20 protein-coding genes are annotated in these 23,844 nt (G+C 71.5%); 18 read left to right on the top strand and 2 right to left on the bottom strand.

All coding sequences use genetic code 11. The annotated features are described in order from the left end of the window. Positions 1-52 precede the first annotated feature (52 nt). Genes LDL49_RS29300 through LDL49_RS29285 form a run of 4 tightly spaced genes read left to right on the top strand, consistent with a single transcriptional unit; the run spans position 53 to position 3,288 of the window. On the top strand, positions 53-958 hold the full coding sequence (locus tag LDL49_RS29300) for a DUF4097 family beta strand repeat-containing protein (RefSeq protein ID WP_225295500.1): 906 nt from the start codon (positions 53-55) through the stop codon (positions 956-958). Between the two features lie 25 nt (positions 959-983). Beyond that, positions 984-1,952: an ATP-binding cassette domain-containing protein gene (locus tag LDL49_RS29295; RefSeq protein WP_225295498.1), complete on the top strand. Its 969-nt coding sequence runs from the start codon at positions 984-986 to the stop codon at positions 1,950-1,952. Continuing rightward, positions 1,949-2,752, top strand: a complete 804-nt coding sequence (locus LDL49_RS29290) for an ABC transporter permease (protein WP_225295496.1) — start codon at positions 1,949-1,951, stop codon at positions 2,750-2,752. Before LDL49_RS29295 ends, LDL49_RS29290 begins: the two co-directional genes overlap by 4 nt. Next, on the top strand, positions 2,749-3,288 hold the full coding sequence (locus LDL49_RS29285; protein ID WP_225295495.1) for a DUF1707 SHOCT-like domain-containing protein: 540 nt from the start codon (positions 2,749-2,751) through the stop codon (positions 3,286-3,288). Before LDL49_RS29290 ends, LDL49_RS29285 begins: the two co-directional genes overlap by 4 nt. On the opposite strand, the gene LDL49_RS29280 is transcribed toward LDL49_RS29285, so the two are convergent. Beyond that, positions 3,281-5,155, bottom strand: coding sequence for an AfsR/SARP family transcriptional regulator (locus LDL49_RS29280; protein ID WP_225295493.1), 1,875 nt, complete (start codon positions 5,153-5,155; stop codon positions 3,281-3,283). The two genes, LDL49_RS29285 and LDL49_RS29280, sit on opposite strands and share 8 nt — an antisense overlap. Before the next feature lie 204 nt (positions 5,156-5,359). On the opposite strand from LDL49_RS29280, the gene LDL49_RS29275 reads away from it, so the two are divergent. From LDL49_RS29275 to LDL49_RS29235, 9 genes are read left to right on the top strand one after another with little or no spacing between them, the layout of a single operon-like run. Beyond that, positions 5,360-6,934: an amino acid adenylation domain-containing protein gene (locus tag LDL49_RS29275; RefSeq protein WP_225295491.1), complete on the top strand. Its 1,575-nt coding sequence runs from the start codon at positions 5,360-5,362 to the stop codon at positions 6,932-6,934. 13 nt (positions 6,935-6,947) lie between these two features. Continuing rightward, positions 6,948-7,184, top strand: a complete 237-nt coding sequence (locus tag LDL49_RS29270) for a phosphopantetheine-binding protein (RefSeq protein ID WP_225295489.1) — start codon at positions 6,948-6,950, stop codon at positions 7,182-7,184. Next, positions 7,181-8,521, top strand: coding sequence for a flavin monoamine oxidase family protein (locus LDL49_RS29265; RefSeq protein WP_225295487.1), 1,341 nt, complete (start codon positions 7,181-7,183; stop codon positions 8,519-8,521). Before LDL49_RS29270 ends, LDL49_RS29265 begins: the two co-directional genes overlap by 4 nt. Next, the gene (locus tag LDL49_RS29260) at positions 8,514-10,217 is read left to right on the top strand and encodes a class I adenylate-forming enzyme family protein (RefSeq protein WP_225295484.1); all 1,704 of its coding nucleotides are present in this window, start codon (positions 8,514-8,516) and stop codon (positions 10,215-10,217) included. The genes LDL49_RS29265 and LDL49_RS29260 overlap by 8 nt, the downstream gene beginning before the upstream one ends. 8 nt (positions 10,218-10,225) lie before the next feature. Further along, on the top strand, positions 10,226-11,584 hold the full coding sequence (locus tag LDL49_RS29255; protein WP_225295482.1) for a KamA family radical SAM protein: 1,359 nt from the start codon (positions 10,226-10,228) through the stop codon (positions 11,582-11,584). After that, a complete protein-coding gene (locus LDL49_RS29250) occupies positions 11,581-12,573 on the top strand; it encodes an ATP-grasp domain-containing protein (protein ID WP_225295480.1) in 993 nt (330 codons plus the stop codon). The genes LDL49_RS29255 and LDL49_RS29250 overlap by 4 nt, the downstream gene beginning before the upstream one ends. Then, entirely contained in the window at positions 12,570-13,799 is a 1,230-nt protein-coding gene (locus LDL49_RS29245) for an AMP-binding protein (RefSeq protein ID WP_225295479.1), read from the top strand. Before LDL49_RS29250 ends, LDL49_RS29245 begins: the two co-directional genes overlap by 4 nt. Then, positions 13,796-15,049, top strand: a complete 1,254-nt coding sequence (locus tag LDL49_RS29240; RefSeq protein WP_225295476.1) for an MFS transporter — start codon at positions 13,796-13,798, stop codon at positions 15,047-15,049. Before LDL49_RS29245 ends, LDL49_RS29240 begins: the two co-directional genes overlap by 4 nt. Beyond that, positions 15,046-15,909 (top strand): SDR family NAD(P)-dependent oxidoreductase, encoded by an 864-nt coding sequence (locus LDL49_RS29235; protein WP_225295474.1) that lies wholly within the window; start codon positions 15,046-15,048, stop codon positions 15,907-15,909. The genes LDL49_RS29240 and LDL49_RS29235 overlap by 4 nt, the downstream gene beginning before the upstream one ends. Here LDL49_RS29235 and LDL49_RS29230 read toward each other — a convergent pair. Then, entirely contained in the window at positions 15,892-17,121 is a 1,230-nt protein-coding gene (locus tag LDL49_RS29230; RefSeq protein WP_225295472.1) for an RNA-guided endonuclease InsQ/TnpB family protein, read from the bottom strand. The genes LDL49_RS29235 and LDL49_RS29230 overlap by 18 nt on opposite strands. Before the next feature lie 116 nt (positions 17,122-17,237). Here LDL49_RS29230 and paaI point away from each other — a divergent pair, with 116 nt between their 5' ends. The 5 genes from paaI to LDL49_RS29205 all read left to right on the top strand — a co-directional run bounded on the left by paaI (position 17,238) and on the right by LDL49_RS29205 (position 23,800). Beyond that, entirely contained in the window at positions 17,238-17,702 is a 465-nt protein-coding gene (paaI, locus tag LDL49_RS29225) for a hydroxyphenylacetyl-CoA thioesterase PaaI (RefSeq protein WP_308016203.1), read from the top strand. Positions 17,703-17,705: 3 nt separating this feature from the next. Continuing rightward, complete coding sequence (locus tag LDL49_RS29220) at positions 17,706-18,962, top strand: phenylacetate--CoA ligase family protein (RefSeq protein WP_225295469.1); 1,257 nt, start codon at positions 17,706-17,708, stop codon at positions 18,960-18,962. Between the two features lie 99 nt (positions 18,963-19,061). Then, positions 19,062-19,241 carry a hypothetical protein gene (locus tag LDL49_RS29215; RefSeq protein ID WP_225295467.1) on the top strand — a complete coding sequence of 60 codons (180 nt, stop codon included), beginning with the start codon at positions 19,062-19,064 and terminating at the stop codon, positions 19,239-19,241. 53 nt (positions 19,242-19,294) lie between these two features. Continuing rightward, complete coding sequence (locus LDL49_RS29210) at positions 19,295-19,591, top strand: hypothetical protein (RefSeq protein ID WP_225295465.1); 297 nt, start codon at positions 19,295-19,297, stop codon at positions 19,589-19,591. A 6-nt stretch (positions 19,592-19,597) separates the two neighbouring features. Beyond that, positions 19,598-23,800, top strand: a complete 4,203-nt coding sequence (locus tag LDL49_RS29205) for a DUF8616 domain-containing protein (protein ID WP_225295463.1) — start codon at positions 19,598-19,600, stop codon at positions 23,798-23,800. Positions 23,801-23,844: the final 44 nt, after the last annotated feature.

The following is a 23,844-nucleotide window of genomic DNA, read 5'->3' as shown; positions in this document are numbered from 1 at the left end:
CGGTAAGCGGAACACCGCCGAATCCAGCCGCCGAATCCATGAGGGAAACGCCATGCCAACGTTCGACACCCCCGAGCCCATCGTGGCCATCATCGACCTGGCGACCGCCGAAGTCCGGATCAACGCGAGCGACCGCACCGACACCGTCGTCGACGTACGCCCGAGTGACGAGTCCAGCGACGTCGACCGGCAGGCCGCCGATCAGGCCCAGATCGAGTACGCCGGCGGCAGGCTGCTGGTGAAGGCGGGCAAGCCCCGGGCCGCGTCGCTGTCCGGGTGGAGCGGCTCGATCGACATGCTGGTCGAGTCGCCCAAGAACTGGGCCCGTTCGCTGCTCGGATGGGACGGTTCGGTCGACGTGACGATCGACCTGCCGGCCGGCTCCCGCGTCGAAGCGAACGGCGCGGCGGACTTCCGCTGCAGGGGCCGCCTCGGCGACGTGAAGTGCATCGCCTCCTACGGCGACATCCGGCTGGAGCGGGCGGCCCGGCTGCAGCTGAAGACCGGCTCCGGCGACATCTCGGTGACCCGGTCGGTCGGGCACGCCGACATCACCAGCTCCAACGGCACCATCCGGATCGGCGAGATCGACGGCACGGCGGTGGTCAAGACCTCCAACGGCGACCTCGTCCTCGGCGCGGTGACCGGCGAGCTGCGGCTGAACACCGCCTACGGCGACATCACCGTCGACCACGCCCTGGCCGGGGTCGCCGCCAAGACCGCCTACGGCAGTGTCCGGATCGGCGAGGTGGTGTCCGGCGCGGTCGTCCTGGAGACCGCCGGCGGCCGGCTCGAACTCGGCGTCCGGGAGGGCAGCGCCGCCTGGCTGGATGTGAGCTCCCAGTACGGCGCCGTGGACGTCGACCTGGACCCCTGCGACGGCCCGGCACAGACCGACAAGACCGTCGAGGTGCGCGCCCACACCGCCTACGGCGACATCGTGATCCGCCGTTCATGACACAAAAAACCAAAGGAGAGATCTCATGCCCCCCGCGATCGTGGCCGAGGGTCTGGTCAAGAAGTACGGCACCGTCACCGCCCTGGACGGCATCGACCTGTCGGTCCCCGAAGGCACAGTTCTCGGATTACTCGGCCCCAACGGCGCCGGCAAGACGACGACCGTGCGGATCCTGACCACCCTGCTGCGGCCGGACGCCGGACACGCCACCGTCGCCGGACTCGACGTCGTCGCCGACGCCCAGCGCCTGCGCTCCCGCATCGGGGCATCGGGCCAGTACGCCGCGGTCGACGAGCACCTCACCGGTGCCGAGAACCTGGAGATGGTCGGCCGCCTCTACCACCTGGGCACCAGGCGCAGCAGGCAGCGCGCCCGCGAGCTGCTGGAGCGCTTCGACCTGACCGACGCCGGTGACCGCCCGGTCAAGGGCTACTCCGGCGGCATGCGGCGCCGGCTCGACCTGGCGGGCGCGCTGGTGGCCGATCCGCCGGTGCTGTTCCTCGATGAGCCCTCGACCGGCCTGGACCCCCGCGCCAGAGCGGGCCTGTGGGAGGTCATCTCCGAGCTGGTCGCGGGCGGCACGACCGTCCTGCTCACCACCCAATACCTGGAGGAGGCCGACCGGCTCGCCGACCGGATCGCGGTGGTCGACCACGGGCGGGTGATCGCGCTCGGCACCGCCGACCAGCTGAAGGACCAGGTCGGCGGCGACCGGATCGAGCTGACGGTGAGCGACAGCGCCGAGCTGGAGACCGTACGCCGGGTCCTGGCGCCGCTGGCCGTCGCCGACGTCCAGACCGACCCCACCGCCCTGAGCGTCACCATCCCCGTGGCGGGCGGCGCCGCCTCGCTCACCACCGCCCTGGGTCACCTGGCCGCCGAGCGCGTCACCGTACGCGACGCCGGGCTGCGGCGACCGACCCTGGACGAGGTCTTCCTCAGCCTCACCGGCCACCAGGCCGCCACCGACGACACCAAGGAGCCGGTCCGATGAGCCCCCTTCAGATGGCGATCGCCGACGGCATGACGATCAGCAAGCGCAACGCGCTCAAGATCAGGCGAGCCCCCGACCTGCTCGGCGGCGTGATCATCCTGCCGGTCGTGTTCGTGCTGCTGTTCGTGTACGTGTTCGGCAGCATGATCGACCTGCCCGGCATCTCCTACACGGAGTATCTGCTCCCGGGGATCTTCGTCCAGACGATCGTCACCAGCGCGCAGATCACCGGCTACACGCTCACCCAGGACCTGCAGAAGGGCATCTTCGACCGGTTCCGCACGCTGCCGATGGCGCCGTCGGCGGTGCTGGTCGGGCAGACGCTCTGCGACATGCTCATGAACATCACCAGCATCGCCACGATGGCGCTGGTGGGACTCCTGGTCGGCTGGCGCGTCCGCTCCTCGCCGCTCGAGGCCGTCGGGGGGTTCCTGCTGCTGCTGTTCTTCGCCTACGCCTTCTCGTGGGTGACGGCGACGATCGCGCTGGCCCTGCGTACGCCGGAGGTGTTCAACAACATCGCCACCCTCGTGTCGTTCCCGCTGGTCTTCCTGTCCAACGTCTTCGTCGACAGCTCCCGGCTGCCCGGCCCGCTCAAGCCCGTCGCCGAATGGAACCCGGTCTCCACCTTCGTCCAGGCGGCGCGCGAACTGTTCGGCAACACCACCGCCCTCCGGCCGGTGCCCGACGCGTGGCCGCTCCAGCACGCGGTGGCGGTGTCGGTGGGCTGGTGCGTGCTGATCCTGGCGGTGTTCGTCCCGCTGGCCACGCGGCTGTACAAGAGGGCGGTCTCCCAATGAACCTCCCCGCGGGACGGCACGACGACGCCGAGCGCGACCGGATCGTTCACCGCGTCCAGCAGGCGTACGCCGACGGACGCCTCGGCTTCGCCGAGATGGAGGAGCGGGTCGAACGGGCTCTCACCGCCGTGACCCAGGGCGATCTGGCGCAGGCGGTCGTCGACCTGCCCGATCCTCCTGAGGAGGAGGTGGTCCTGCTGAGGTCCACCGGCGGGCGCATCAGACGGTCGGGCGACTGGCAGGTCCCGCGCGTGCTGCGGATCGAGTCCGACTACGGCGGTGTGCACCTCGACCTGTCGGCAGCCGTCATCGAGTACGCCGAGATCGGGATCGAGCTCCGCCTCGCGTACGGCTCAGCGACGATTGTCCTGCCGGCCGGCGCGACGGCGAACGTCGACCAGGCGCGGACCGAGTGGGGAAGGGTGGTCTGCAAGGCGCCCGGCCGCCCCCGCCCGGGACGGCCGCACGTCCAGATCGCCGGCGAGCTCGCCTACGGTCATCTGCGGGTCCGCCACCCGCGCGGCCTGGTCAGATAGGCGCCTCCCGCGACGACAGCGCGCGGGTACGGTCGAGCTCGCTCTCCTCGGCTCGGGCACGTTCGCGGGCGTACTCCCGCATCAGGTCGTGGAAGGTGTAGCGGCCCGGCTCACTCTCCTCGATGAGGTGCGCGGCGGCGAGCCGGCACAACAGGTGCTCGGTCTCGGCCAGAGACGCGCCGGAGAGCGCGGCGGCGGCCTCGGCCGTGAACGCCGGCCCGGGGATGAGGCCGAGCAGCCGGAACAGCCTCCGTGACGGCGGGTCCAGGCGGCGATAGGACAGGTCGAACGCCCCGCGCACCGCCGCGTGCGGATCACCGTTGACCGCCAGCGAGGACAGCCGGGTCCCGGTGAGCCGGCGCACCTGGCCGGCGATGCCCCCGGCGGGCCGGCCGAGGACGCCGGCCGCCGCGACGCGCAGCGCCAGCGGCAGGTAGCCGCAGGCCCTGGCCAGCTCACGGGCGGCGTCCCGCTCGGCCGCCAGGCGCTCGTCGCCGAGGAGCCTGCCGACCAGGGCGCCGGCCTCCTCCGGGGCCAGCATGCCGAGCGGAACGGGGAGCGCGCCGTCCCGGGCGACCAGGCCGGTCAGCCGGTCCCGGCTGGTGATCACGGTGGCGCAGCGCCGGCCGCCCGGCAGGAGTGGACGGACCTGCTCCTCGCTGCCGGCGTCGTCCAGGATCACCAGGACCCTCCTGTCGGCGAGCAGGCTGCGGTAGGCGGCGCTGGCCTCCTCCTCCGCGTGCGGCACCCGTTCGGCGGGCACGCCGAGCCCGCGCAGGAACTGCCCGAGCGCCTCGATCGGGCGCAGCGGCCGCTCCGGCGAGTGGCCGCGCAGGTTGACGTAGAGCTGGCCGTCCGGGAACAGGGAGCGCATCCGGTGCCCCCAGTGGACGGCCAGCGCCGTCTTCCCGACCCCGCCCGTGCCCGTGACCATGGAGATCGCCGCCGCGTCGTCGCCGGTCGCGGCCGAGTCCAGGAGACGGAGCTCGGCGGCCCGCCCGGTGAACTGCCCCGGCTCCGGCGGCAGCTGCGCGGGCGTCGCCGAAGCCTCCCAGCTCTCCGTCTCGTCCAGCGCGGACAGGTCAGGCGATCTGATGGTGGAGACCTTCCCCCGGAGGATCCGCTGGCGAAGCTGCCGCAGCTCGGGACTGGGATCCAGGCCCAACTCCTCGGTGAGGCGGCGGCGAGTGCGTTCGTAGCGCTCCAGCGCGTCCACCCGCCGGCCCGCCCGGTACAGCGCCAGCATGAGCAATCCGACCAGGCCCTCCCGGAAGGGGTTCTCCGCGACGAGCGCGATCAGCTCGGGGACCAGCCCGGCGTGCCGGCCGGCCCGCGTCTCGGCGTTCAGGCATTCCTCGGTGACCGACAGTCGTTCTTCGACGAGGGCGTCGCGCAGCAGGTCCAGCAGCCCTCCGCCGGAGACGCCGCTCAGGGGCTCGCCCCGCCACAGCGTCAGCGCGCGTCTCAGCCCGGTGGCCCGCGCCTCGGCGGACTCCATCGTCCGCGCGCGGGCGACCGCGTTCCTGAACTCGTGCACGTCGACCTGGTCAGCGGCGAGCCTGAGCAGGTAACCCTGCGAGTAGTAGGCGATCGTGACGTTGGCTCTGGCCAGGGCGGGCCGCAGCCGCGAGACGTACCCCTGCACCATGCCCCTGGCACCCGTGGGGGCCCGCTCTCCCCACAGCCCTTCGATCAGCCGTTCGACCGACACGGTCCGGCCCGCCTCCAGCGCCAGCAAGGCCAGCACCGCCCGCTGCCGGGGCGGTCCGAGCAAGATCTCCTGATGTCCGTGCCAGGCCCGCACCGCTCCCAGCAGCCCGATCTTCAGCGCTTGGTCGAGGCCCGGCAGTTCTAATCCGTCTGGCATATCGCTCCCCGTCTGGCACGTCGTGGTTACAGGCCGCCATACGAAAGACACGAGACGCAGTCCAGTAGAAATCCTTCCGGTTTCAAGCCCCCCTGCAGCGCCCTGCGGCACTCTGAACGCGTTCTCCGGGGTGCATTCGAAGTCGAATGACCGTGGGATGAAAATACGCGGTGCTCCCCGGGGTCAGCTCGGAAAGAGGCAACTTTGTTTTATCCGCACGACCTGATGAACGACTTCGCCGGGGCGGTCGGCCGCCATCCCGACCGCCCGGCGATCGCGTACAACGGCCGGACCCTCACCTACTCCCAACTCCACGCGTGGGCGCGCGCGACCGGCCGGCGGCTGGGCCCGCGTCCCGGGGTGGTCGGTGTGCTGGCGTCCCGGTCGCCGGCGACGGTGGCCGCGCTGCTCGGCATCCTGGCGGCGGGCGGAACGTACGTACCGATCGATCCGGCGTACCCGTGGCCGCGGCGGCGGGCGCTGATGTCGGCGAGCGGCTGCGCGACGCTGATTCCCCCTACCGATTCCACCGAGCCCACCGAGCCCGGCGTGCGCCTGGTGGATCTCCCCTCCCATGCCGCCGAAGCGGGCCGGGTCACGGCGGAGACGGACGCGGTCGTCGTCGCCGGGGACGATCCGGCGTACATCCTGTTCACGTCCGGCTCCACCGGCGCGCCCAAACCCGTGGTGACCCCGAGGCGGGCCATCGCCGTCGTGACCGGCGCGCTGCGGGAGCTGTTCGGGCTCGCCCCCGAGGACCGTGTCCTGCAGTTCGCGTCCCTGAACTGGGACACCTGCTTCGAGGAGATCCTGCCCACCCTCACCACGGGGGCGACGCTGGTCTTCCATGACCACGCCCACTCGGGATCGTTCCACCGCATGCTGCGCATGATCGCCGCCGAGCGGATCACCGTCCTTGACCTGCCGTCGGCGTTCTGGCACGAGCTGGTGCGCCACCTGGTGGACGAGGGGGCCACCCTGCCCGCCTGCGTCCGGCTGGTCGTCATCGGCGGAGAGGCCGTGAGCGCGGCGCGGCTGGCCGACTGGCGCGCGCTCGACACCGGCGGGATCCGCCTGGTCAACACCTACGGGTGTACGGAGACGACGCTCATCACCCACGCCATAGACCTGCACGGCCCGCTGGCGGCCCGGGGAGCGGGGGAGCGGGTGCCGACCGAACCGGCCGCCGGGGGCGTACGGGAGCGGGTGCCGATGGGGCGCCCTCTGCCGCACGTCCGGCAGCACCTCGGCGAGGACGGCGAGTTGCTGGTCGGCGGCCCGTCGCTGGCGCTGGGCTACCGGGGCCTGCCGGAGGCGACGGCCGAGCGGTTCGTCGAGGTCGGCTCCGAGCGATACTTCCGCACCGGCGACCGGGTCGGCCTGGCCGCCGACGGCACGCTCACGCACGAAGGCCGGCTCGACCACGAGCTCAAGATCCGCGGCATCCGGGTCGACCCGGGCGAGGTCGAGGCGCAGATCTCCGGTCATCCGCGGGTGGGCGCCGTGGCGGTGGCGGGCGTCACCGTCGCCGACCACACGACGCTCGCGGCCTACATCGTCGCCGGCCGACCCGCTGACGGCGACACGACCACCGTCCCCGGCCGATCCGCCGACGACGATGCGACGCTGGCCGCCGACGTCCGGGACTACCTGCGCGACCGCGTCCCCTGCCACCTCGTGCCCAGCCGGATCACCGTCGTCCCCGAACTCGTCTACACGGCGAGCGGAAAAGTCGACCGGGCCGGTTCGCATCGGCGATACGCGTCCGCCACCGTTTGAGGGAGACCATTCCGTGAATGTCAACGCCGTCTCGGCGGTATTTCAGCGTGTCCTGGAGAACCCGGAAGTCAGGGCGGACTCAGACTTTTTCGTCATGGGCGGGGATTCGCTGCTCGCCACCCGTGTCCTGAGCGCGATCGCCCGTACCAGCGGCGTTGAACTGGATTTCGACGACTTCCTCGACGCGCCGACCCCGAGCGCCCTGGCGAAAAAGATCGCGAGCGCCGGGCAGGACGTGAACCGCGCATGAGTGTCGTCGTCGTGGGAGCCGGCCTGGCCGGGCTCACCGCAGCCACCGACCTCGCGGCAAGCGGCGTCGAGGTCACCGTCCTCGAGGCACGCGAGCGGGTCGGCGGCCGTACGCACGGCATCGAGGTCGCCCCGGGCGTCTGGGTGGACGCGGGCGCCGCGTACCTGGGAGACCGGCACACCGCCCTGACCGCCCTGCTGGCCGAGCTGGACCTGAAGACCACCCCGACCACCATGACCGGCGCGAGCCGGTTCGCGCTCGGCGGCGCGGGCCAGACCCGGGCCGGCCGGTTCCCGCCGCTGTCCGCCGTCGCGCTCGGCGAGCTGTTCGACGCGCTGGACGAGCTGGACCGCGGGGTGCGCGCGGACGCCCCCTGGCTGTCCGCGGGCGCCGCCCAGTTGGACGCGCTGACCGCGGCCGAGTGGGCGCGCGAGCATCTGCGGCACCCGGACGCGCGGCTGTTCTTCCCGCTGTTCCTCGGCGAGATGATGGCCGCCGACCCGGCGGACGTGTCCGTCCTGCACATGGCCTTCTACCTCCGCTCGGGCGGCGGGATCCGCTACCTGAACGCCTTCGCGGGCGGCGCGCAGGAGGACCGGATCGACGGCGGCGCGCACCAGGTGTGCCGTCGGCTGGCCGCCGCACTGGGCGACCGGGTGCGGCTCGGCGAGCCGGTGCGCGCGATCCACCAGGACGGCGACGGCGTGACCGTCGTCGCCGCGACCGGATCGGTACGGGCCCAGGCCGCGGTCGTCGCGGTGCCGCCGACACTCGCCGACGCGATCGACCACCGGCCAGTGCTGCCCGCGCCCCGCTCCGGCGAGCGTACGGCGCCCGGCTGCGCGGTGAAGGTCCACCTGGTGTACCCGACGCCGGCCTGGCGGGAGCAGGGGCTGTCCGGCTGGTCGGTCAACGCGCGCCGCCCCTTGCTGTCCACCGTGGACGACTCGCCTGCGGATGGCGAAGTGGGCGTGCTGACCGGGTTCGTGACCGGCAGGGAGGCGCACAGGTACGCGGCCCTGCCCGCCGCCGAGCAGCGCGAGCAGGCGGTCGCCCAGGCCGCGCGGCTGTTCCCCGGGCTGCCGGAGCCGATCGGCTGCCACGTCACCGACTGGGTCCACGAGCGCTACAGCCGGGGCTGTTACGCGGCGCTGTTCGGGCCGGGCGACTGGCCGCGGCTCGGCCCGCGGCTGACGGCCCCCCACCGGCGGGTGCACTGGGCCGGCACCGAGACGAGCACGGAGTTCTTCGGACTGATGGAAGGCGCCATCCGATCAGGGCACCGGGTGGCCGCGGAGATAAGCGCGACGTACCGATGGAGGGACATCCATGACTGACAGCACGTCCATCGCCCCCCTGGCCGTCCGGCAGGGATTCATGACCGAGCCCGGACTGGGCGCGGGCAACTTCCTCGACCACGCCCTGGCGGCCAACCCGAACCGGGCGGTGCCGTTCGTCTACAGCCACCACAACGACCACCGCGGCCGGGTGGTGCTGCGCGGCCACAGCCTGGTCGACCTCGCGGCGCTGCGCGACCGGTACGCCAAGTGGTACTGGGCCAACGGGGTGCGCCCCGGCGAGCCGGTGGGCATCGTGGTGGCCGAAGGGCTCGAACCGCTGCTCCACTTCCTGGCGCTCACGGCGCTCGGCGCCATCCCGACGATGATCAACGACGCGATGCGGGCCGACGTCATGGTCCGCTACCTCGACCACGTGGGCGTCGTCGGCATCGTCGCCGACGACACGACCAGGCTGCTGATGGCCTACCGCAACGCCCCGCAGACCAGGCCGCGGTTCATCGCCCTGGCCGCCGAGGTGCGGGCCTACGACGCCGACTCCGGCCGGTTACCCGAGGAGTACCCCTACCAGCACGCCCCCGACGACATCGTGGCGTTGATCCACTCCTCCGGCACCACCGGCACCCCGAAGTCGACGACGCTCGGGCATCGCAGCTTCTGGGACGGCAAGCAGCCGAGGATGCTGCGCTTCCCCGCCGAGCCGTACGACCGGCTGATGTCGCTCATGCCGCACACCCACGCCGGCGGGCTCAGCTACTTCCTCACGGCGGTGCTGCTCGGGCTGCCGACCGTGGTCATGGCGGACTGGCGGCGCACGGCCGTCGAGCCGGTGATGGAGGCGTTCCAGCCGACCATGGTGGCCTCCTTCCCCCGGACGTTCGTGGAGCTGGCCACCGGCGAGCTCCCGGTCAAGGGGGCGGCGAAGGTCCACTCCTGGTTCAATACCGGAGACAGCGCCCACTACGGGCACATCAGGCGCCTGGTCCAGCTCGGCGAGCGGCCCGCCGGCCTGATCAGGTCGTGGCTGCTTCCGGAGGGCGCCGCCGCCGGCGAGCCGCTGCCCGGCTCCCAGTTCGTCGACGGGCTCGGCTCCTCAGAGATGGGGATGGCGCTCTTCGGCCAGGTGACCGCGCCGGAGACCCCGCGCGACGACCGGTGCGTGGGCAAGGCGCAGGGCGCGGTGATCAAGGCCGCGGTGCTGGACGAGAACGGCGAGGAGGTGCCCGACGGCACCGTCGGCCTGCTGGCCGTGATCACTCCCTCACGCACGCCGGGCTACTGGAACGACCCGAGGCTGACCAGCAGCTTCGAGCTCAACGGCTACTGGCTGACCGGGGATGTGGCGCGCCGGGACAGCGAGGGCAATTTCTACCATCTCGACCGCACCGTGGATGTCATCGACACCGCGGCGGGGCCGGTCTACAGCCTGCCCATCGAGGAGGTCCTCATCGCCGACTGCGCCGACCTCGTCCAGGACTGCTCGGTCGTCGGCGTGCCCGGCAAGGCGGGGGAGGGGCAGCGCCCGATCGCCGTGGTGCGGCTGCAGGCCGGCGCCGCCGACACCACCGCCGAGGAGGTCATGGACAAGGCGAACAAGGCGCTCGCCGACGCCGGTCTCGCCACGCTCGCCACCGTGATCATCGCGCGGACCGACGAGGACTATCCGCTCGGCCCCACGGGCAAGGTGCTCAAGCGCGAGCTCCGTACCCGCCACGCGGTGCTGTTCACCGGATGAGCCATCAGATGAACGCCGACGTCGCCCGCGGCCCGTACACCTATGTGCGCCGTCCGCTCGTCGAGCCGGACTGGCGACGGCTACCGGGCTGGCGCGGCGTCACCGACGCGCAGTGGCGCGATGCCCAGTGGCAGCGCGCCCACTGCGTGAAGAACGCCGGGCAGCTGCGCGCGGTGGTGGGCGACCTGCTCCAGGGGTCCTTCTACGCCGACCTGGCGGCCGACGTGGCCCGGTTCGCGACCATGTCCATGCTCATCACGCCGCAGTTGCTCAACGTGATGACGCCGGACCCCGTGAGCGATCCGGCCGCGTTCACCCGGGAGTTCCTGGCGGACCCGGTCCGCCGCTACCTGCTGCCGGTCCGCTCCGACCGGCATCCGGTCTGGCCCAGCCATCCGCGCGCCCGCCGTGACTCGCTGCACGAGGCCGAGATGTGGGTGGTGGAGGGGCTGACCCACCGCTACCCGACGAAGGTGCTGGCCGAGCTGCTGTCCACCTGCCCGCAGTACTGCGGGCACTGCACCCGGATGGACCTGGTCGGCACCTCGACGCCCCAGGTGGTCAAGGCCCGGCTCGCGCTCAAGCCCGTGGACCGGCAGGAGCTGATGCTGGACTACCTCAAGCGCACACCCGGCGTACGCGACGTGGTGGTCTCCGGCGGCGACGTGGCCAACCTGCCGTGGCCGCGGCTGGAGGCGTTCCTGCTGCGGCTGCTCGAACTGGAGTCCGTCCGGGACATCCGCCTGGCCAGCAAGGCGCTGATCGGCCTGCCCCAGCACTGGCTCCAGCCCCGCGTGGTCGAGGGGATGGGCCGGGTGGCCGCCGTCGCCCGCGGCCGCGGCGTGAACCTGGCCCTGCACACCCACGCCAACCACGCGCGATCGGTGACGCCGCTGGTCGCCGAGGCGGCCAGGGCCATGTTCGAGGCGGGCGTGCGGGACGTGCGCAACCAGGGCGTGCTCCTGCGGGGCGTGAACACGACCACGGAAGACCTGCTGGACCTCTGTTTCGCGCTGCAGGGCGAAGCCGGAATCCTGCCCTACTACTTCTACCTCTGCGACCTGATCCCCAACGCCGAACACTGGCGGATCCCGGTCCATCAGGCCCAGCGGCTGCAGGAAGCCATCATGGGCTACCTCCCCGGCTACGCGACGCCGCGGCTGGTGTGCGACGTGCCGTACGTCGGCAAGCGCTGGGTGCACCAGGTGGTGGAGTACGACCGGGAACGCGGCATCTCGTACTGGGCCCAGAACCACGGAATCGGGCTCCAGCCGGTCGAGGACCGCCTGTTCCCCTTCTACGACCCGATCGACACCTTGCCCGAGCCGGGCCGCCGCTGGTGGGCCGACGGAGAGGGACGACCATGACCCCGAGCACGCTGCGCCGCATGTGCTGGATCTTCCCCGATCGCGAGTCCACCCGGGCCACCGCGTTCTGGCACCACTTCTTCTGGGACCTCTACGCCGAGGTGGCCGCCGAGCTCGGCCTGAGCTGGAGCCGGCATTCCCCGGACGCGGTGACGGTCGACAGTCTGGAGGTGGGCAAACCGCGCGTCTACGTGGACGACGAACTCGTCACCCCGGAGGACACGCTCTTCATCACCGCGTTGTACTCGCTGCCCTACCAGTCCATGGACGTCTTCAACCAGTACGCCCTGTACGCCGTGCTGGAGCAGGCCGGCTTCTACCTGTCCTTCCCGCCGAGCCTGTCGCCCATCGCCAACGACAAGCTGGCCACGGTCCTCTACCTGCACGATTCGCCCATCCCGCCGGTGCCCACCCTCCGCATCGGAACCGGGCGGGACACCAGCAAGCACCTGTACGAGGTGGCACTGGCGAACCTGACCTACCCGGCCATCGTCAAGCCGTCCGGCTGGTGCGGCGGCGGCGGGGTGAACCTGGCCCGCGACGCCGAGGAGATCCGCGGCCTGGCCAGCCTCGCGCAGGGCGGCGACACCACGCTCGTCATCCAGCCCTATCTGGGCGACGGCACGGTCGACTACCGGGTCTACGTCGTCGACGGGGAGCCGTACGCCGTGATGAAGCGGATCCCCGAGCCCGGCTCGCCGGTCGCCAACGCCAGCCGGGGCGGGGCGATGGAGTTCCCGCCGGTCCCGCCCGAGCTGGCCGAGGCGACGGCGTACTTCTACGAGAAGCTGCCCATCCCCTTCTTCTGCGTCGACTTCCTGTTCGACGGCGAGCGGTACTGGTTCTCCGAGCTCGAACCCGACGGTGTGATCGCCCCGGACTTCGGCGACCCCCATCGCACGCTCCAGCGCGAGGTCACCCGGGCCCGCTGGACGGCCTACCGCGACGCCCACGCCCGCTGGCTGACCGAAGGTCAGGTGAAGAAATGACCGGATCGTTCTCACTGCCGCCCGAGGCGGCCGAGCCGCATCTGCGTGTCCCGCGCCGAGCCCTGGAGCGGCTGAAGACCGTGCCCGCGCTCGCGCCGCGCTACGCCGGCTGCGACAAGGTGCTCACGCTGGAGGACGTGGCCGCGCTTCCCCCGCTGGTGAAGGACGACCTGAACGTGGCGCTGGCGCACCTGGCGCCCAAGGCCGAGCGGGGCGCCACCTGGCTCTTCCAGAGCGGCGGCAGCACCGGCGCGCCCAAGGTCGGCTACGCCCCCACCGGCTTCTACATGGCCGGCGTGTACGAGCAGTGGCGGCCGCTGGAGCCGGACGACGTCTTCGTCAACGGCTGGGGCGCCGGCCGCATGTGGGGCGCCCACTTCCTGGCCGGGGCCTTCGCCGACCTGTCCGGCTGCCGGGTCATCGCGCTGGGCTCGGTGACGAAGGAGGAGTACGGCGACTGGCTGTCGTTCATCGCCGCCCAGGGCGTGACCGCGTTCGGCGGCACCCCCAGCGTGCTGCGGCTGTGGTTCGCGCACGCGCGGGCCACCGGCGTGCGCCTGCCCGCGCTGCGCAAGGTGCTCTGGCTCGGGGAGGCGTGGCACCCCCAGCTCGACGAGGACATGGCCGTGGTGGCGCCGGACGCGCGCCGCTGGGGCATGTTCGGCAGCACGGAGACCTGGGTGATCGGCACCAACACCCCGCGGTGCCCGGCCGACGTCTTCCATCCGCTGCCCGCGCAGCTCGTGCACGCGGACGCCGACGAGCTGCTGGACTTCACCACGCTCGACCCGGACATGCTCAACCCGGTGCTGCGCTACCGCACCGGCGACGCCGGCCGCTTCGTGACCTGCGAGTGCGGCCGGGAGGACCGGGCGCTGCGGGTGCTGGGCCGCCGTGACTCGGTGGTGCAGGTACGCGGGCTGGGGCTGCACGTGGACGACATCGTCGCCCAGGCGGAGCGCGAGCCGGGCGTCTCCCGGGCGCAGATCCTCATCACCCAGCAGCGCGGCCGGGTGTCCGCGGTGGACGTGCTGCTGCTGACCGACCAGGACGCGCCGCCGGATCTGCCCGAACGGCTGCGCGCTGAGCTCATGTCCGCCACGTTCACGATCAGCACGGCCTTCCAGCACGACCCGCACGCCTTCCGGGTCACGGCCGTCGACGCGCTGATCAGCAACGAGCGCACCGGCAAGACCGCCGGCTTCGTCGTACGGGAGGAGCCGTGAGGTTGCCGGAGTCCCTGGGCAAGCAGTTCAACCTGTACTGGGGCGGCCAGACGGTGAGCCTCGTCGGCGACCGCGTCACGGTGTTCGTGGTCCCGACCCTGATGATCTTCGTGCTGCACGCCTCCGCGTTCGAGGTGGGCGTCGTGGCCATGGCCCAGTACCTCGGCATCCCCGTGCTGGGGCCGGTGGCCGGGGTGCTGGTCGACCGGTGGGACAAACGGCTGACCATGCTGATGTGCGACGTCGTAAGGCTGGTGGCGGTGACGGCGATCCCCGTGGCTTACTGGTTCGGCGTGCTGTCGACGCCGTTGCTGTTCGTCTGCGTGGCGCTGATCAGCGGCGCGACGATCTTCTTCAACGTCGGCTACCTCGTCGCCGTGCCCACCACGGTGCCGGAGGACAAGCTGGTGCGGGCGTACTCACGCCTTGAGGGCAGCAGCACGGTGTCCGAGGTGGCCGGGCCGTCGATCGCCGCGGGCCTCTACCACGTGCTCGGGGTGGCCGCGCTGCTCGTCGACGCGGCCAGCTACCTGGTCTCGGCGGCGTGCTTCCGCGCCATGCGGCCCTGGGGGGTCAAGGCCGTCCAGCAGGGCTCCGTGTGGTCGCGGCTGGTGCTGGGGTTCCGGCTGAACTGGGCCGATCCGGTGCTGCGCCGGGTGGTCGTGGCAGCCGTGACCCTGAACTCGGGCGGCCCGATCTTCGTCACGGTCCTGCCGGTGCTCGCCTACCAGGGCCTGGGCATCTCGGTGGGCGTGTTCGGGGCGGCGATGTCGGCCGGGGCGGGCGGCGCGGTGATCGGCGCGCTCGTCGCGCCCAAGATCAGCGACCGGCTGGGCCTCGGCCGGACCATGGCCTGGGGACTGCTGCTGCACTGCCTGGTCGGCCTGGGCATCCTCGCCGCGCCCGCGCTGCCCGCCGCACCCGTGATCGGCGTGACGTTCGGCTGCTACGGCTTCTTCATGTCGTGCATCAACGTCTGCAGCGCCCCGATCCGCCAGTCGCGGATGAAGACCGAGAACCAGGGCGTGATGCACGCGGCCTTCCGCACCGTGACATGGGGCGTGATCCCGCTGGCCGCGCTCGTCGGAGGCACGGCGGTCACCCTGCTGACCGGCAGCCTGGGCGTGCTCGACGCGGCCAAGGTGGTCATGGCCGCCGGCACGCTGCTGGCGGCGTTCTCGTTCCTGCCCGCGGTGGGGATCCAGCCGCTGATGGATCGCGACAAGAACCTTGAGGAGAGCCCGGCATGACCGTGCTGATCACCGGTACGTCCTCCGGCATCGGCCTGGCGACCGCGGTCACCGCCGCCAGGGCCGGGTTCACCGTGGTGGCGACGATGCGCGACCTGGGCAAGGACGGCGCGCTGCGCGAGGTGGCCGACCAGGCCGGGGTCACGCTGGACGTCCGCCGTCTGGACGTCACCGACGCCGCGTCCATCGACTCCTGCTTCCAGGGCGTGCGGGAGGAGTACGGGCGGCTGGACGCGGTGGTCAACAACGCCGGCGTCTCCAACTTCGACCCCACGATGGAGATGTCCACCATGGAGGCCCTGCGGGCCAACCTGGAGGTGAACTTCTTCGGTGTCATCGCCGTGAGCCGGGTCGCGATGCCGCTGCTGCGCGCCGCCCGTGGCCGCCTGCTGACGATCGGCAGCGTGCACGGCATCGTCGGGCAGCCGTTCAACGAGGCGTACGCGGCGGCGAAGGGCGCCGTCGAAGGGTTCATGGAGAGCCTGGCCCCGGTCGCGGCGGCGCACGGGGTGCGGGTCAGCGTGGTCGTGCCCGGCTTCGTACCAGACACCGAGTTCGGGATTTTTCCGGACATCAACCGGGGGACCATCCGGGCGGCCTCGGGGCCGTACGCGCCGACGTTCGACGTCTACCTCGACTGGGTGCGCGGCGCGGGCTGGGAGGGAGCCGGCCAGTCCAAGTGGGAGGTGGCCGAGGTGGTGGTGCGCGCGCTGAGCGAGGACGAGCCGCCGTTCCGCATCCCCACCAGCGACTGGGTGACGGCGTACCTGGCGCGCAAGCTCGCCGATCCGGACGGGTCGGCCGTCCAGGCTCAGGCCAGGACCTGGATCGGGGCCCCAGTATCAACTACCACCGGTTGAAGCTGGTGGTTTGCTCTCGCGGTCCCGTCTGGGTGAAGGGAGGCCGGTAGCGTGTGGCTGGTTGATGGCAGCCCAGCCCGCAGCGCCGCGTGTGGCGATGTTGCGGGCTGCGATGTGGTCGGCGTGCCCAGCGAGGCCGCACCGTTTGCAGACGAACCGGCCCCGCGCCGGCCGGTTCGCCCTGCTGATGTGCCCGCATTCCGGACACGCCTGCGAGGTGTAGGCGGGGTCGACCAGGACGAAGGCGATCCCGGCTCGGGCGGCCTTGTAGCGGGTGAAGGTGATCTGCTGGGCGAAGGCCCAGTTGTGCAGGGTGCGCCGCTGGAACCGATGAGCCCTTACCCGCCCACGGATGCCCTGCAGATCCTCCAGGGCGACACCGCGATCGGTGCGTTCGGCTTCACGCACCACGTACTTGCTGATTTGGTGGTTGAGGTCGGTCATCATCCGGTGCTCACGACCGGACAGGCGGCGCAGCACCCGCCGCGCCGCAGACGTCCCCTTCCTCTGCAACCGCCGACGTTGACGGCGCCGCCGCTTCCGCAACGTGCGGACATGACCGTTACCGCCGACCGGCCCCGGCAAGGCGGGGCCGGGCAAAACCGCACCATCGGAGGTGACCGCCAGGTTGGCCACCCCTTGGTCCACCCCAAGAAAGCCGCCGACCGGCTCGCGCACCGGCGGCTTGGGCAGGGTGAGGGCGACCTGCAGCAGCCACTCCCCGCGTCGGCAGATCAGGTCGGCCTCGCCGAGAGGCAGTGCCTCGATGGTTTTGAGGTCTTTTGGCCGGCCGGTGTAGGGGACGGTGACGCGGCCGGTGGGGGTCCACAGCGACACGGTGCGGGCGTCCCGGTTGAAGCTCATCAGCCGGGCGTCGTAAGGGACGGCCCCGTGCGGGCGGAAGATGTGGGCGCGTTTCTTGCTGGCGCGCCGGTTGGCGTAGGCGCCGGCGACTCGGGCGATGGCCCGCACGGCGGCTTGCGCGCCCAGCCCGGCCAGCTGCGCGCGTGCGTCGTAGTAGGCCAGCCGGTGCAGCTCCAGCACGGTGAAGACGCGGTACTGGAAGGCCAGGCGGGAGATGAGGGTGGCCGCCTCATTGCACAGCAGCACCGCCGCGGCCAGGGCGTCGGCCTGGGCCGGGGCGGGTGTGAGCCGCAGTTGCACGGTCGTGGGCAGGCCGTGGCGTTTGGTGGCGGAGCGGCGGATCGCCATCGCGCACCTCCGGTCACAGCTTCCTCACCCACCGCACACATTACCGAACGTCACCGAGTCTTTCCATTCTGTTTTCGAAAGGAGGGGTGATGCTTCCTCCCTCTGAAGGACCCCGTATGACCACCGAGGACCCGGCCTGCCGCTCGCTCGGCATCGCGCTGGAGGAGGTGGCCGCCGGCCGGGCGCGGCTGCGGATGCGGATCACCGACGAGATGGTGAACGGGCACGGCATCGCCCACGGCGGCTACCTGTTCCTGCTCGCCGACGCCGCGTTCGCGTACGCCTGCAACTCCTACGGCCGCGTCACGCTGGCGCACAGCGCGCAGGTGACGTTCCTGCGCCCGGCCGCGGCCGGTGACGAGCTGGTCGCCGAGGCCACGGAGCGCGTCAGGTACGGCAGGAACGGCGTCTACGACGTGACCGTACGCCGCCCGGCCGGCGAGATCGTCGCGGAGTTCCGCGGCCAGAGCGTGACGGTCTCCAGCAGGCCGGCGGACCGGCCCGATGACACGGACCGGCCCGATGACACGGACCGGCCCGATGACACGGACCGGCCCGATGACACAAAGACCCAGGAGTGACACATGCCCGCCAAATCCCTGCGTGACCTGGTCGACTTCGCCCGACGCCACTCGCCCTTCTACGCGGAGGCGTACCGCGACGTGCCCGACGGCGCCGCCGACCTCACCCAGCTGCCGATCATCGACCAGACGGCCTTCTGGGCCGCGAACGTCTACCCGGACAACCGGCTGCTGACCGGACCGCTGACCGACGCCGGCGTCTACACCTCCGGCGGCACCACCGGCGCGCCGAAGTTCTCCCCGTGGACCCGCACGGAGCACGCCGACTCGGTGACCGCGTTCGGCGCGGGCATGGTCCGGGCGGGGCTGAAGCCGGGGCACCGGGTGGCGAACCTGTTCTCGGCCGGCGAGATGTACGGCGGCTTCCTCTACATCGAGCACTCGCTGCACAACGCCCCGGTGGAGAACGTCCGGCTGCCCATCGCCTGCCACGCCTCCGACGACTCCGTCGCCGACCTGATCGCGTACTTCGGCGTCGACGTGCTGGCGGGTCCGCCGATGAAACTCGCGACCGTGGCCGACGCGGTGACCGCCCGTGGGCAGGTGGCCGACACGGTGGAGCTGCTGCTGTTCGCCGGCGACTTCCTCTTCGACGACCTGCGACCCCAGCTGGCCAAGGCGTTTCCCCGGGCCTCGATCGCCTCGCTCGGATACGCCTCGGTCGACGCCGGGCTCGTCGGCGCCCCGGTGCCGGGCGACGACGTGCGCGTGCACGAGGCCTTCGCCGATCGCACGCTGGTGGAGCTGATCGACGACTCGACCGGTGAGCCGATCACCGTGCCCGGCGTACCCGGCCGGGTGATCGTCACCAACCTGTTCAGGACGCTGATGCCGATCATCCGCTATCCGGCCGGCGACCTGGCGGAGTGGACCGACACGGACTGCCGCGGATTCCGGCTGCTCGGCAGGTCGGCCGAGGGCGCCAGGGTGGAGACGGTGTCGATGTCGACGGAGGCCATCCGCGCGGTCCTCATCGCGGCGGACCCGGACCGGGCCATGTCGGGGATGCAGATGGTGCAGCGCCGCTGGAACGGCAAGGACGGGCTGACGCTGCGGCTGGCCTGCACCGAGGAGCCGCCGCCCGAGCTGACGCAGCGGCTCATCGACGCCGTGTACGCGGCCAGGCCGCTGTACCCCCAGACGGTGGAAGAGGGCGGCGTCCATCCGCTGACGGTCGAATGGGTCCGGCCTTCGGAGCTGGTGCTGCATCCCCGTACGGGCAAGGTCCTGCAGGTGGTGGACGAACGCCCGCGCTCCTGACCCGTCGCAGCGCGATCGACGACGTCGCCGACGTGCTCGCGGCGGCCCTTCCTCGCCGCGTGGCGGCACCCCGTGGCTTATGCCCTGTAGGTTCGAGGTATGAGCGCGGACGAGCGACGGCCTCCGCTTTTCGAGGTCCTCCCGGACCGGGACGGGCGGCCTGAGCCGATCACTTTGCACACCTCCGACGGCACGCTGAGCGTGGCGGCCGACCTGAGCGCCGAGGAGTTCGAGATCCTCGACGAGCTCAGGCGGGCCGCGGCCAAGAAGCAAGGGTGAGGCTTTTGACGTGAGTTGTACGATGCTGGGGTGATTCTTGAGGGCCGAGGGGCATGACGGTCTCCGGGTACAACGCGGAGACGCAGGGAATCCTCCGGTACGGAAAGGCCTCCGCCGAGGAGGCCGAGCGCGTCCGGGGCATCCTGCACGACGTACGCGAGGCGTTCGTGGCGGCCGGGCGGCCGATGGGGCATGACCAGTACGGTGCCCAGATGGAGAAGGACTTCCCCGTCATGCGCGACAGCGTCATCAACGCCTTCAACGACTACATCGACCAGTTGGAAGGCGTCGGCGAAGGGATGCACGCCACGGCCGGACACTACCGGGCCGCAGAGCATCCCGGGACCTGACGGGCGGTGCTGCTCGACGGGGACATACCCGGCTGGATGCGGCCGTGGATCGGCTGGGCCGTCGGCATGGACTGGCCACAGGGCGATGAGTCCAAGCTGTTCACTCTGGCCGACGTGCTGGCGGCCGCGGCCTACCGGGTCGCGGATGCCAGCGGCGTCCCCATTCCCGATCGGGACACATGGGACGGCGAGGCGCTGCGGACCTTCGTCAAGCACGCCGTGCCCAAGGTCGGCGACAGCGAGGCCGACCTGCTGAACCGCCTCGCTGGAATGGCGGTGGCGCTGAACGACCTCGGCGTGCAGGTCCAATACACCAAGCGGCTGATCAAGCTGTCGATCGGGTTCCTGATCTTCCAGCTGTGGACATTGGTGCCGGTCATCGTGAACCCGGCCACCTCCAGCGCCGGGCTGGCGGCCGTTGGGCTGCGCGCCCGCTTCACCAAGGCGATCATCAGGCAGCTGGCCATGCGGCTGCTGGTCAACATCGGGCTGTTCGGCGGCCTGATGCTCGCGATGGACCTGGGCGTGCAGGCCGGACAGAGCCGACGCGACAAGATCGACTGGGGTCAGGCGCTGACCTCACTGGGCACCGGCGCGCTGAACGGTGTGTTCCTGACCGGCGCGACCTGGCTGGCGCCGCCGCGGTCTCTGCTGGGCTACATGCTCGCCTCCGGCGTGGCGGGCGGCCTGACCGACGCGACCACGCAGGCGTTCGACGGGCAACCGTTCGATCTGGAACGCCTGCTCAAGGGCTTCTCCTCCGGCGCCGTCGGAGCCGCCGACGCGCACTGGGCCAGCTGGAACCCGCACTTCGGCAGGGGGAGCGGTGACGGCTCACCGCGCCCCGACCCCGACGGAGGCCCCGATCCTCGTGGAGGTCCCGACAACCGCGGAGATCCTGACACCCGGCCGCCGGACCCGCGACAGTCGCCCGACCCGCGAAGCGCTGATCCTGAGCCCTCCCACACAGGCAGGCGGGAGGTGACCGATCTGGCCGGATGGCGTCACGGGGCCGACTCGGGTCACGACCCGATGCGCCGCCCTGGAGAGGCAGCCGCGCAGCGTCAGCAGTTCCTCGTCCGCAACTTCCGGGAGGAGACCTGGTCCGGCCTGTGGTTCCGCAACCCGGAAAGCACTGACATGAGCGTCACGGGCGACATGCGACGCCGCCCGCCGCTGCCCGGCCACGTGGACGTCGGAATCCGCGCCACCTCAGACGGCTTCCTGGTCGGCGGCTTCCGCCGGCTGCCCGCCGATCTGCCCCCCTCCATGCGCGACCTCGCACCGGGCCGTGACATCCACATCGACGCCGCCGACCTGGCGGGCGTGCTGCGCGAGGACCGGCGGCTGATGGCCCAGCCGGACGCCGCGCTGCGGGTGTTCGGGCCGCACGCCCGCCATGACGCTCTGTTACTGCAGGACCTGGCCGACCGTACGGGCCGGGTCGTGCTCGCCGCCGACAACGGCATGCCGTACGGCACCGCCCGGGGATATCGCGGCCCGCTGGAGGGCCACTGGCAGCGCTTCGAGCCCGCTGCCGCCGACCCACCGCGCTCAGAACCCCGCAGCCGGATCGACAGCATGCTCAACTGGGGCCAGAACCGGGCGGCGGGCAACCCGCCGCAAACCCAGTACCACTTCGGTCAGCTGGCCGCCCAGGGGATGAAGGCCGGGTGGGAGGCCGCCGGGGCCGACAGCGCCAGGGTCACGCTCGCCGACGGCTCGCACGCCATGCTGTCTGATTTCCCCACTCAGGAGGCCAGGGACGCCAAGGTGCTGGTCGCCCAGATCGGCGAGGAGCTCGGACTCAAGATGCCCTCGATGCATCCGGTCCGAGACACGGGGCTGCTGCTCGAATGGGTGTACGGCGATCCGGACCACATGAGCTGGACCGGCCAGGCATGGAACCTACCCGGCACGGTGGCCACTCGCGAGGGCGTCCTGGCAGGCCTGCTCGGCGCCCTGTTCAGGGACGACCCCCTCTTGCTGGGCGCGCTGTCCGGCGAGGCGGCCCTCATGCCCCAGCCCCATGTGGCCAAGCTGATGAGCCGGCTGTTCATCCGCGAGGTGGGCGCCCATCCGGAGGGATGGGCGGCCAACCCGCTCTCGCCGAAGGACGTCACCAGGATCCGGTCCATCATGAGGACGCTCGAGTCCGACTTCGCCAGGGCGGGCCTGGCGGAGTCGCACCGAAGGGTCACCGACTCCCTGCGGATGATCGCGGAGAACGCGGTCGGCGTCGACTCCATCTTCGATGCCCGTCTTGACGAGACCCTGCCCGAGATCACCGCGCAGCAGCTCAATGACCGGGCCGAGCAGCTCGCCGCCCTGGCCGCCGACCTCAGGGACACCGCCCCGCCAGGCGCGGGACGCCCTCTCGTGGACCCCGTACAGCGGCTGGTGGAGAACCTCGACGACATCGTGGCCTCGCGCGAGTCCGGCCTGGGGCGAGTCGTCACGTTCGGTGACGGATCGCAGGCGTTGACGCTGACCGGCAGGGCCGCCGACGACGCGCTGGAAGGGGCGCTGGCCCGGCGCGCACTCGGCTTGGACGGCCCCGCGGTGCACCAGGCATCCGATGGCACCGTCTACCAGACGCACGGCAGCGAACCGCTCCGCGCGGCCCTCGCCACCGGCGTTCGCGAAAGCGACGTGGTGCCGCTGACCGAGGCCGGCGCGGAGGTGGTGACATTCAACGACGGAACCAAGGCCCTGCGCCACGAGTTCGCCACCGTCGCCAAGGCGGACGAGTTCGAGGAACGAACTCATGCGGCGCACGCCACCAGGGACGGTGCGCAGGGCCACTACCGGGCCGGGCCCACCGTCGTGTACGAGCACCGCATCAGCCCGTGGCACTGGAGCGACGAGGAACGCGCCGTTCCAGCGTCGCTGCGGCACGAGCTGGACAGGCGCGCACTGCACGCCTTGCTCGCCCCCGCCCACGCGTTCGCGCTGCAGTCGTCGGAGAACCCGCGCATGGAGCACCTCGGGGTGGGCAAGCCGCTGCTCACGGAGGCCGACAGCGCCGCACTGCGCGCCAGGTACGAGGCGCTGCGGCCGGAGTTCGAGAGGTACGGCCTCGCCGACCGCTACCATGCCCACCTCGCCCTGATCAGCCGCGTGGCCCCGCACGCCCCACTTGATCTCGGCCCGCTGCACGACCACTCCCCGCTGGTCCCCGACTTCCGGGAGACGCCGTGGCGGACGCCCAGCAACCAGGTGCCCGCACTGCCGCATCTCCTCGAGGGCGTCAACCTGCGCCAGGTGAACGAACTGGCCGTCGGGCGCGCGGACGACCCCGCGCTCGTTCCCTGGGCCGAGACGACGCTCGACAGGGCGGACGCCGAGCTCGCCGCCAGGGCGACCACGTCGGGCCACGTCTCCGCCCGCGTCCCCAAGGACTGGTTGCCGAGCGCCGTCCGGCCCGGCGACGAGGTCGTCTTCCACGGGATCCTGGAGGGCGTCGACGACCCCGCGAAGCTGGGTGACCAGCCCGACAGCGTACGGCTGACGATCAGGGCGAGCGAGTACGCCGACGTCGGGGACCTGTCGGGCAAGCCCGCCCACGTTCTGTTCAGATCCGGGGTCAGGCTGAAGGTGCTGGCCGTGCAGGAGTCGTTCGGCGAGCGGCACCTGCTGGCCATACAGGTGCCGTTGGGCCACAACGCCGCCTCGATCGCGCTGCGGGTGCCGCGGATGAAGCCCCCGCTCACCGCCGAGCTGGCACACCACCTCGACCAGCATGTCGAGGAGACGGAGGCGGGTGTCTGGCTGCGCGACCTGGACCACCCGCACGACCGCAGCCTGGCCCCGTCCGCGCGCAACGTGCGGCGCATCGACGGCGCCTTCTACACGGACGGGCACGGCTCGGAGAAGGGGAACGTGATCGGCGGCCAGACCTTGGACGCGACGCAGACCGCGGCCCTGCTCCTGCACATGCCGAAGCTGAAGCCGAACGACGTCATCTTGCTGGCCAACTGCCACATCGGAAACGGCAAGCACCCCCTGCGCGTCGCCAATCTCACCGGCCACGTCGTGATCGCCGCCGATTCGGTGATCGAGGTCACGAAGGAAGGTCACATGCACGCGGTCTCCAGCGAGTTCGGCCGGCTGGGCGGCCGCGGTCAGCTGCGCATCTACCTGCCGAACGATCCCATCTCTGGCGCGGTGTACAACACGATCAACGCATGGTTCCAGGCGCCACCCTGACGACCGGCCACGCGCTCCCGGCCGGGATGCAGGAGGTTCATCCA

Origin of the sequence: Nonomuraea aurantiaca, from assembly GCF_020215705.1 — a bacterium.
In the GTDB taxonomy this organism is placed as follows: domain Bacteria; phylum Actinomycetota; class Actinomycetes; order Streptosporangiales; family Streptosporangiaceae; genus Nonomuraea; species Nonomuraea aurantiaca.
Note: the sequence above shows the minus strand (reverse complement) of the source record. Positions and strands in the feature narration are given on the sequence as shown.